This is a genomic window from Streptomyces chilikensis (assembly GCF_001642695.1).
Taxonomy (GTDB): Bacteria; Actinomycetota; Actinomycetes; order Streptomycetales; family Streptomycetaceae; genus Streptomyces; species Streptomyces chilikensis.
In genome coordinates this window covers 1-10,482 of the sequence record NZ_LWCC02000099.1, presented here as the reverse complement: position 1 = coordinate 10,482, position 10,482 = coordinate 1, and the positions used below count along the sequence as shown (strand labels likewise).

Annotated in this window: 7 protein-coding genes; 1 reads left to right on the top strand and 6 read right to left on the bottom strand. The window is 71.9% G+C overall.

Annotated elements, in window-relative coordinates:
* The 6 genes from A2U95_RS32945 to eccD form a co-directional block, all read right to left on the bottom strand.
* Positions 1-1,542: AAWKG family protein (locus A2U95_RS32945; RefSeq protein ID WP_240957964.1), on the bottom strand; the 1,542-nt coding region annotated here is incomplete at its 3' end.
* A 222-nt stretch (positions 1,543-1,764) separates the two neighbouring features.
* The gene (locus A2U95_RS24345; protein ID WP_166026781.1) at positions 1,765-2,238 is read right to left on the bottom strand and encodes a type VII secretion system-associated protein; all 474 of its coding nucleotides are present in this window, start codon (positions 2,236-2,238) and stop codon (positions 1,765-1,767) included.
* A 104-nt stretch (positions 2,239-2,342) separates the two neighbouring features.
* The gene (locus tag A2U95_RS24340) at positions 2,343-2,663 is read right to left on the bottom strand and encodes a WXG100 family type VII secretion target (RefSeq protein WP_166026778.1); all 321 of its coding nucleotides are present in this window, start codon (positions 2,661-2,663) and stop codon (positions 2,343-2,345) included.
* 85 nt (positions 2,664-2,748) lie between these two features.
* Positions 2,749-3,084 (bottom strand): hypothetical protein, encoded by a 336-nt coding sequence (locus A2U95_RS24335; RefSeq protein ID WP_166026776.1) that lies wholly within the window; start codon positions 3,082-3,084, stop codon positions 2,749-2,751.
* A gap of 217 nt (positions 3,085-3,301) precedes the next feature.
* Positions 3,302-4,840: a type VII secretion protein EccB gene (eccB, locus tag A2U95_RS24330; RefSeq protein ID WP_166026774.1), complete on the bottom strand. Its 1,539-nt coding sequence runs from the start codon at positions 4,838-4,840 to the stop codon at positions 3,302-3,304.
* Positions 4,841-4,850: 10 nt separating this feature from the next.
* The gene (gene eccD, locus A2U95_RS24325) at positions 4,851-6,257 is read right to left on the bottom strand and encodes a type VII secretion integral membrane protein EccD (RefSeq protein ID WP_166026772.1); all 1,407 of its coding nucleotides are present in this window, start codon (positions 6,255-6,257) and stop codon (positions 4,851-4,853) included.
* 235 nt (positions 6,258-6,492) lie between these two features.
* Between eccD and eccCa the strand changes: the two genes are divergently transcribed.
* Positions 6,493-10,452: a type VII secretion protein EccCa gene (gene eccCa, locus A2U95_RS24320; RefSeq protein WP_166026784.1), complete on the top strand. Its 3,960-nt coding sequence runs from the start codon at positions 6,493-6,495 to the stop codon at positions 10,450-10,452.
* Positions 10,453-10,482 lie beyond the last annotated feature (30 nt).

Genomic DNA, 10,482 nt, shown 5'->3' with positions numbered 1-10,482 from the left:
GCGTTCCTGCTCGGCCTTGGCGGCGGCCGCCTTCTCCTCGGCCTCCTTCTCCTTGCGTTCCTGCTCGGCCTTGGCCTCGGCCTCCTTGCGTTCCTGCTCGGCCTTGGCGGCGGCCGCCTTCTCCTCGGCCTCCTTCTCCTTGCGTTCCTGCTCGGCCTTGGCCGCGGCGGCCTGGTCCTTCTGCCACTGCATGAACTCGTCCTGCTTGCGCTGGGCCTCCGCCGCCGCCTTCTCGGCGTCGTCCTCCCGCTTCTCGGCCAGATCCTCCTTGTAGGAGCTGGTGAGGTCGCTCTCACCCCGGACCCTGACCGAACCGAGGTCGATGGTGGTGGGACTCCAGCTGTTGTGGACCGCCTTGAGGGCCGCCTCGGCGGGCTCCACGAGGTCCCTGATGACGTACGCCTGCCAGTGCTGGACGGCCCGTTCCCCCACGGCCTTCCAGGTGCTCAGCTCGTCCAGCGGACCGAAGTTGTCGCTCTTGCCGTGCCGGGTGGCCGTCTGGTCGAAGCCCGCCTTGGCGTGGTACGTGGTGTAGTAGCTCGCGTAGGGGCCACCGGTGCTGTTCACCTTGTAGGTGATCTGCTTGATGTTGTTCTCCCACACGTGGTCGGTGATGTCCACGAGCAGCTTGTTCAGTGCGATCAGCGGGTTGCTGTGCTTGGTGACCCAGGTCATCCAGGAACGGTGCAGCTCGACCACGGCGTCGCGGAACGCGCCGCGGGCCTCGCGCAGGATGTTGCCCTGCTTGGAGAGGCCGTTGGCGGCGCCCATGTCGTCGGCGAAGCCCTTGTACTGCCGGTTGATGGTGTCGATCAGGGTCCAGAAGACACCGGCGGCCTGGCCGCGCCAGGCGTCGTCCATCTCGGTGCCCACCCGGCGCTGCCACTCCGCGACGACCTTCTCCTGGGTGGAGAAGAACTGGGCGACCCGGTCGAAGGCGGCGGCCGCGGTGTCGAAGGACTTCAGCGAGACGGCCCCCGCGTCCAGCACGTTCTTGTTGTTCCAGCCGAAACCGACCGTGCCGTTCTCGTTGTAGAGCAGCGCCTCCATCGCGCGCCCCGTCCCGTAGGCGTACTGGGTCAGCTTCTCGGTCGACCAGGTCGCCTTGTCACCGCTCAGGCCCAGATGGTTGTCGTACTGGCTCTTGAACTCCCCGCCCTCCACGACACCGCCCGACGGGCCGTCGTCACCCTTGCTGCCCAGCATGGTGATGCGGGCCTTGTACATCGAGACCTGGTCGCCGGCGGACGCGTCGTCCCCGCCCGTCGTGTAGAAGGGGATGACGAAGTCGGTGTTCTCGATGCGGTAACCGGCGTTCTCGACGCGCCAGTTGAAGTCGTTGGGGTCGACGTAGTCGACGTGTTTCTGCCGGGTGAGCTCCACCTTCATCTGCGGGATGCCGTCGTTGCCTATGAGGGACTCGAAGAGCGTGTCCCGGTGCGGCGCGTCGTACCCGGTGAACCAGTACGCCGCCTTCTGCCAGGAGTCGTTGTCTGCGTCGAGCGCCCTGACGTGCTCTTCCGGTACTTCGTCTTCTGCCACGGTCTGACTCCGTTGACGGGGGGGCGTAGGTGGAGGTCCAGGGCTGCGCGCGGCAGCCGGCGGGTCGTGGGGCCGGGCCCGTGGAGGCCGGGTCGGTGAGGAGGGAGGGTGCGGTCGCGCGGAGTACGTCCTGCCGCGTCCTCGCCCCGCCGGTCGGGTCGGGGGAGGGGACTTCGGCAGGGCCCGCACCCGGCGTCGCGCGGCGTGCTCCGCCGAAGGGGCCTAGTCGTCCTCGCCGCCGCCGGCCTCGCCCAGGGTGTCGTCGACGTCCTCGAAGATGTCGAGCAGCTTGTCGCCGTCGATCCTGGCGAGGTTCTCGCCCTGGGTGTCGAACAGCTCGTCGATGCTGGTGCGCAGGTTGTCCTCGATGTCGTCGAAGAGCTGCACCTGGTTGTCCAGGATGGGCACGAGTTCCTTGATGAGGTTGGTGACCGCCTCGACGAGCGCGGCGCCGTTCACCGTCTCGTTGTCGGCCATGTAACCGATCATCAGCGGCCGGGTCGCCTCCATCGGCCAGTCGTCGGTCACCTTGCCCCGCGCGCTCAGGTTCTCCAGCGACGGGATGACCTCGCCGGTCGTGGAGAGCCCGTTCTGGGTGATCTTCTTCAGCGCGTCGCGGAAGTTGAGGATGTCGTGGTTGAGGAAGTTCTCCAACCAGGCCTTGTCGAGATTGACCGTCGTACCGTCGTCCGCCATGTCCTTCTCCTGCCGGAACTGTCGCTGTCGGGGAACCGGACGGGCGGCCCTCCCTGAGGCGCGGAGGGCCGCCGTCCGGTGACGGGGGTGCGGGCCGGGCCGGCTCAGCGGCCGACGCGGACCTCGCTCCACAGCTGGGTGAGGGACTTCTCGCTGTACTGGTAGTTCCCGGAGACCTCGGTCAGCAGGTGGGAGTGGTTCTCCAGCAGGTCCTGCATCGCCTGCACGGCGTTGTTCCAGGCGGTCTGCTTGTCGTTGTAGACCTGGCGGTCGTCACCTTCCCAGGTCGCCTTGAGCGCCTGGAGTTCGGCGTCCAGGTTGACCAGGATGCTGGCGATCGCCCGGGTCTGCTGGACCATGTCGTCGGCCGCGTTCGACATGTGCCGGTAATCGACGTAGATGTGTCCGTCGGTGAAGTCGCTCATCGTGAGGGCCTCGTCTCGCAACAGTTACGGAGGGAAGGGGAGGGAGGGGCGGTGTCCCGGCCCGGCGCCGGGACGCGCTCCGGTGTCAGCCGCTCAGCGCGTCGAAGATGGCCTGCGACTGGGTGTACGAGTTGTTGATGGCCTCGTTGTTGGACCCCTGGGTCAGACCCTGGACCCGGAGGGTCTCGTTGAGGGTGTCCACCATTTCCCGGACGTTCCTGGAGATGATCTCGGCCTGGTCGTCCCAGAGCTTGAGCAGGTCCTGGAAGGCCTTGCCGTCCGAGCCCTTGAGCCCGGAGGCGAGGTTGAACTTCATGTTCTCGACGTCCTGCCTGCAGTTCTGCACGCCGGTGAAGGCCGACTCGAGAGCCTGAATGCCGTTCCGGGTCGCCTGCTCCTCGGACTGCTGGAAGCCTGCCATGTACCGCACCTCCTGATGATCGCGCCGCCTGGCCCCGGCGCCCGGCCGGTCCGCGGCCGGCCGCGGACGGCGGGTGTCCGCCCGGCCGGGGCAACTGATCCCTGAACGTGGAGCAGTTGATCAGACGATAGCGAAAAGAGCCCGTGTGCCCTGGTCGTCGGGTCGTCGATTTCCGATTACTGAGCAGGATTTGAGGAATCGTCACATGACTGTCACGTCAATTTTCCCGGGCCGGCCGGTCCCGGGCCGCTGCGTCCCCCGACGCCCGCGACCCGTCCGCCCCGCTGTTCCCCGCGTCGCCCCGCGAGGCGGGGTCCGGCGATGACCCGCAGGGAGCGGCCGTCGTCCTGCCGCGTCCGGTCACGGCCGCCGCCGGACTCAGGTCGGGGCCGGTCGGCAGCATGGCCAGCAGCGGTGAGGGAAGCCCCCGCGCCTGCCCGCTGCCGTACCCGAGCGCGTTCAGGGCCTTGTCGCCGGCGACCCGGTACTTCATGCCGCTGTCGGTCACGAGGTAGACCGTGTCGCCGACGGCGCCGCCCCCGGCACCCAGGGCGTGCACCAGCGCGCCGCCGCCGGCCCGGACGGTGATCCGGTCGACGGGCACGCAGGCGGGGGTCAGCCCTTCCGGCGCGGGCTGCGCGGCCGGGCCCAGCACGGACGGCGAGGACAGGGCGACGCTGACCCGGGTACCGGAACCGCCGCTCTCGATCCGCGCGCAGGCCGTCTGCCCCGGCTCCAGCCGCACGGCCTTCGGCGGTGCGGCGGGCAGGTCGGTGAGGTCCGTGTCCGCGGCGTCGGCCGTACGGCCGTCCAGGGCGTCCGAGCCCAGTTCCACCGCGGTCGGGGCCTGCTCGCCGTACGCCTTCTCGCGGGTGTCCGGGTCGCCGAGCACCAGGGCCGCACCGGTCGCGGTCAGGGGGACGAGCCCCTCCTTGCGCAGCAGGTAGTAGCGGGCGTCCGCACCGGGCGTCGTGACCCGGAAGACCTGCCCGATCCGGGTCTCGCGGCCCCCGAGCTCGGGGCCCCGGCCGCCGCGGTCCGGCACGTCCGGCGGGGAGAGGTCCGGGCCCGCGGGCAGGGAGTTGAGGAACGCCGCCGAGACCTTCACCCGCGCGGTGGTGTCGTAACCGAGGGAGCGCGAGGCGCCGCGCTCGTCGTCCAGACGCAGCCGGATGCCCCGCCACACCAGGTGGTCGGCCTTGTCCGGGCCGGTCACCACCAGCGCCTGGCCGGCGCCCAGTCCGGCGCCGGCGGGCGCGCCCACGGCGAGGACCGTGGTGGCGGTGCCGTCGGCGGTGCCGGAACAGACCTGCCACGGGCCGGTGTCCAGGTCGTCGGAGGCGGGCAGCGCGTCGGGCGCCCCGGCGATGCCCACCGGCGCCCCGTGCGGAACACCGGCCAGGGAGGCGGAACCGACCGAGACGACCTTCATGTCGGCGCCCGCCAGCAGGCGCGCCGAGGCGTAGTTGCGCACCGGGCGCAGCCGGCCGTCCAGGTAGAGGTAACGGGAGCCGGTGTCCTTGTTGACGACGACGGTGCCCGCCTCCTTCCAGGAGTCCTTGGTGCCGGGCTTCAGCAGGCCCAGCACGAAGGCGCCCGCCGACACCAGCACGGCGATCACCACACCGATCACGATCCCGCGGTTGGTCCTGCCCTGCGGGCTCTCCGGGGCGTCCGGGTCGCCGCGCAGCATGGCGGTGGTGAGGCGCCCCATGACGAACATGTGCGCCTGTACCTGATCACGCCTGTTCTGCACCGTGCTCTCCTCAGCCGTTGAGGGACCGCAGGGCCCCGTAGACACCGAGCACCCACAGCACCAGCGGCAGCAGGGCGATCGCCGCCGCCGAGTGCAGCAGTTCCGCCCCGCGGCCCCAGTACGGCACGAGCCGCCGGCCGGGCACGGTCCAGGACGCGATGGCGATCCCGGCGGTCACGGCGAGCAGGCCCACCACGGTCAGCAGCCGCCCGAGGGAGCCGGAGCCCAGTGCCTGCGAGAACACCAGCAGGATCAGCGCCCAGGCGCCGGGCAGCGTCAGGAACAGGCGCTGCCAGACGTTGCCCAGCCCCCTGGCGTGCAGGATCAGCAGCAGCGCCAGCGCCAGGGAGGTGAACACCTCGGCCAGCCCGTCGCGGCGCGCCAGGACGGTCAGGCAGCCGGCGCAGACCACGCCGACCGCCCCGTACAGCGAACTCATCCAGCCGTCCGCCAGCACCGACCGGGAGGCGACGACCGCGGTGGGATGCGGCTCGATGCCCTCCTGCAGCTGCTGGGCGTTGGTCGGCAGCGGAGGCATGCGCAGCCCGGCCATCCGGAAGGAGAGGCCGGGCACGAAGGCGCCGAGGAGCACGGCGCCCAGCGCGGTGACGCCGGCCACCTCGTGCGCGGCGAGACCGGCGGCCAGCATCAGGGCGCCGGCCAGCGCCCCGAACGCGGCGATCACGGCCGGGGCGAGGAACAGGGCGGCGTACGCGGCCACCGCGGCGAGCGAGAGCACCGCCCCGCCGGCTCCGGCCGCGGACGCGGCGAGCAGGCGGGCGCCCAGCACCTCCGCACCGTGCGGGCCGGTGATGTCACCGCCCGGCAGCAGCCAGCCCGCCAGGGCGAGATAGGGGGTGACCATCAGGCCCAGGACCGCACCGGCCCCGCCGTCGCCGACCGCCCGGCTGGCCGCGGCGGCGCCCGCCAGGAGCAGCAGCGCGGCGGCCGCCGCGCACAGCACCCGGACGGAGCCCGAGCCGGAGCCGCCGGGCAGGGCGAGCACCACCAGGCCGACGGCGAGCGCCGCCATGGCCAGGCCCCGCAGCAGGGCCCGGCCCGCCCACGGGGTCCAGCCGTACGGTCGGTCGCGCAGGGTGGTGGAGATGCCGTCGACCAGGTCGTCCAGATGCACCTCGGGCAGCGCCTCGACGCGGGGCCGCAGGTACACGGTCTCGCCGTCGCGCAGCTCGAAGGATTCGAGGGTGCGCTCCTCGTCCATCGGTTCGCCGCCCAGGCGCTGCAGCACCCAGCCGCCGTGCTCGATGCCGGCTTCCTCCAGGTCGTCCCCGGCGTAACCGAGCACGGCGGGCAGCAGGTCGGCGACCGGCACGTCGGCGGGCACGGCCAGGTCGATCGTGCGGGCGGGGGCGCGTACGGTCAGGCGGCACAGACCGGCCACCTGGTTGTCACTCATCGGTCTGGCTCACGCCTTCCGGGGTTCGCCGTCGCGTGTCGACGGACAGGCAACGGACGTGCGGAGTGGGGGGGTTGCTGGTTGGTGGTCAGCTGGCGTGATCGTAGTATCAAACATCTCTTCGGGGTGACCCCGCCCCCGGAGCATCAGAGGTCCCTGCAGCATCAGTCACCCCCACCCGTGAGCGCGCGCGTCGGCCCGACGGCCGCTCCGTAAGGAGACCCGTACGGTGAGTGTGGTTCTGTTCCGCCGGCCCGCCCGCAGACGCGGCCCCGAGATGCCGGACGGAGAACTGACCCTGCAGGAGCCGCCCACGCTCCCCGAGGTGGTCCCCGACTCGTCCGCCGTGTGGACCTATCTGCCCATGGCGCTCATGTCGGTGTCGATGATGCTGATGTTCATGCGTCCCGGCATGGGCAGCGGCGGCAGCAGCTTCATCTACCTCGCCCTCGGCCTGATGGTCATCTCCTCCGCGGCCATGATGCTCGGCCAGGTGATGCGCCGTAACAGCGAGCGCAAGCAGCGCCTCAAGGGCGAGCGCCGGGACTACCTGCGCTACCTCACCCAGACCCGCCGCAAGGTGCGGACCGCGGTGATGGACCAGCAACGCGCCCTGGCCTGGCGCCACCCCGAACCGTCCGCGCTGTGGTCCCTGGCCGGGTCGTCCCGGCTGTGGGAACGCCGCCCGCAGGACCAGGACTTCGGCGAGATCCGGGTGGCGGTGGGCGACCAGAAGCTCGGCCTGCGCCTCAACCCGACGGCCACCACCCCCGTCGAGGACCTGGAACCGCTCTCCGCGCACGCGCTGCGCAGCTTCATCCGCGCCTACAACACCGTCCCCGACCAGCCCATCGCCATCTACCTGCGGGCCTGGGCCCGGATCCTGTTCCGCGGCGACGAGGACCGCATCCGCGCGCTGGCCCGGGCGGTCGTCGCGCAGCTGGCCACGTTCCACTCCCCGGACGACGTGTGGATCGCGCTGTGCGTGTCCGACGAGCGGCGCGCCGACTGGGAGTGGGCCAAGTGGCTGCCGCACCACCTGCACCCGCAGGAGAACGACGGCGCCGGACCCGCCCGGATGACCGGGTCCGCCTTCAACGAGCTGGAGGACCTGCTGGGCGCGGAGTTCCTGGAGCGCCCGCCGTTCGACCCCGACGCGGTCCCCGGCCGCGAGGAGCCCTTCACCGTGATCGTCATCGACGGCGGCACGGTCCCCGGCGGCCACCGCCTCGACGGCCCCGGGCTGCGCAACACCGTCGTACTGGACCTCACCGGCGCCCTGACCTGGCGCCCCGGCCGGGTCACCCTCCGCTTCGACGTGAGCGGCGACGCCTTCCGCCTGGTACGCACCGACCGCGACCGCAAGGAGCAGACCACCTTCCTCGGGCGGCCCGACTCCTTCGGCCCGCGCGGCGCGACCGCCCTGGCCAAGCGGATCTCGCCCTACCGGATGGGCATGGGCACGGACGCCTCCGAGCCGCTGGCCACCGAGGTCGAACTGACCACCCTCCTCGGCATCCAGGACCTGTACCGGCACGACCCGCAGACCCTGTGGCAGCGCAGCACCGGCCCCGGCCGGCTGCGCGTGCCCATCGCGGTGGGCGTCGACGGCCAGCCGGTGGAACTGGACATCAAGGAGTCCGCCCAGGGCGGCACCGGCCCGCACGGCATGCTGATCGGCGCCACCGGCTCCGGCAAGAGCGAGCTGCTGCGCACCCTGGTACTGGCGCTGGCGCTCACCAACTCCTCCGAGACGCTCAACTTCGTCCTCGTCGACTTCAAGGGCGGCGCCACCTTCCTCGGCCTGGACGAGCTCCCGCACGTCTCGGCCGTCATCACCAACCTCGCCGACGAGGCGGCCCTGGTCTCCCGCATGCAGGACGCCCTGCACGGCGAACTGATCCGCCGCCAGGAACTGCTGCGCGCCGCGGGCAACTACACCTCCGCCCTGGAGTACGAGAAGGCGCGCGCCGCCGGCACCCCGCTGGCACCGCTGCCCAGCCTGTTCGTGGTCGTCGACGAGTTCAGCGAACTGCTCGCGGCACACCGGGAGTTCATGGAGCTCTTCGTGATGATCGGCCGGCTCGGCCGAAGCCTCGGCGTGCACCTCCTGCTCGCCTCGCAGCGCCTCGATGAGGGCCGCATGCACCAGCTGGAGAGCCACCTGTCCTACCGGATCGGTCTGCGCACCTTCTCCGCGATGGAGAGCCGCGGCGTCCTCGGCGTGCCGGACGCCTACGAACTCCCGCCGGCCCCGGGCAGCGGCTACCTCAAGTCGGGCGTCGAGGCACTGACCCGGTTCCGGGCCGCCTACGTCTCCGGCGCCTACCGGCACCGCCGCGGCAGCGCCAGCCAGGCCCGCGCCGCCGGCCAGACCGTGCCGTGGACGAGCGGCTACGTCGTGCCGCGCGCGATGCCCGAGCTGCCGGACCCGGAGCCGGAGGCCGAGGAGACCGGGGACACGCTGCTCTCCGTCGCCGTCGACAGGATGCTGGGTGCCGGCCCGCCCGCGCACCAGGTGTGGCTGCCGCCGCTGGACCTGCCCGCCACCCTCGACCAGGTGCTGCCGCCGCTCCTGCCCGACCCGGAGCTGGGCCTCACCACGGTGGGCTGGCCCGGCCGCGGCCGGCTGAAGGTGCCCATCGGCATCGTGGACCGGCCGTTCGACCAGATGCGGGACCTGCTGACCGTCGACCTGTCCGGCGTCGGCGGGCACATCGCGATCGCGGGCGGCCCGCAGAGCGGCAAGAGCACCATGGTGCGGACCATCCTGACGGCCCTCGCCCTCACCCACACCCCGCGGGAGGTCCAGTTCTACTGCCTGGACTTCGGCGGCGGCACACTGGCCGGCCTCGACGGGCTCCCGCACATGAGCGGCGTCGCGGCCCGGCTGGACTCCGAGCGGGTGAGCCGCACCATCGCCGAGGTGAACGCGCTGCTCGCGGCCCGGGAGAAGTTCTTCCTTGAGCAGGGCATCGACTCCATGACCACCTTCCGGCGGCGCCGGGCCGCCGGGGAGTTCGCCGACCTGGAGCACGGCGACGTGTTCCTCGTCATCGACGGCTGGTCCACCGTCCGCCAGGACTACGACCGGCAGATCTCCACCTTCGGGGCGATCGCGGCCCGGGGCCTGAACTACGGCGTCCACCTCATCGTCACCACGGCGCGCTGGGTGGAGCTGCCGTCGGCCGTGCGCGACCAGGCGGGCACCCACCTGGAGCTGCGCATGGGCGACCCCATGGACTCCGAGATCGACATGCGGCGGGCCGCGACGGTCCCCCGGATCCCCGGCCGCGGCCTGACCCGGGAGGGCAAGCTGCACTACCTCACGGCGCTGCCCCGCATCGACGGCGTCGAACAGGCCGACGACCTCGGTGAGGGCGTCGCCGGGCTGGTGAGCGCGGTCGCCGAGAGCTGGACGGGCCCGTCCGCGCCCCGGGTGCGGATGCTGCCCACCGAGCTGCCGGTGTCCGAGCTGCCCGCGCCGGAGGGCGACTTCCGGGTGCCGCTGGGCCTGGAGGAGAACGAACTCACCACCGTCTGGCACGACTTCGCCGAGAGCCCGCACATGGTCGTGATCGGCGACACCGAGAGCGGCAAGACCAACCTGCTGCGGCTGACCGCCCAGGCGATCATGCGGCGGTACTCGCCCGCCGAGGCCCGCATCATGGTGGTGGACTACCGCCGCGAGCTGGTCGAGGCGATCCCCGACGAGTACCGGCTGGGCCACGCCGTCTCCATCGACGCCCTGCGCGACCTGGTGGACGGGGCGGCCCGGGCGGTGAAGGTCCGGATGCCGGGCCCCGACATCACCCCGGCCCGGATGCGGCTGGCCGACTGGTGGAACGGACCGCGCCTGTTCGTCCTCGTCGACGACTACGACATGCTCGGCTCCGGACCGATGAACGCCCCCTTCGACCCGCTCCTCGACCAGCTGGCACTGGGCTGGGAAGTCGGTCTGCACATGGTGGTCGCCCGCGCGGCCACCGGCGCGGGACGCGCCATGGGCGACCACCTGATGCGAAGACTCCAGGAGGTCAACACCCCGACGCTGCTGCTGTCCTGCCCGCCCTCCGAGGGGTACGTCGTCGGCAACGCCAAGGGCCGCCTGCTGCCCCCGGGCCGCGCCACCCGGATCGCCCGCCGGAAGACGGTCCAGGTGCAGACGGCGTTCCTGGGGGACCGGAAGGACTGACGGCACACCGCCCACCGCCCGCGCCGTGCC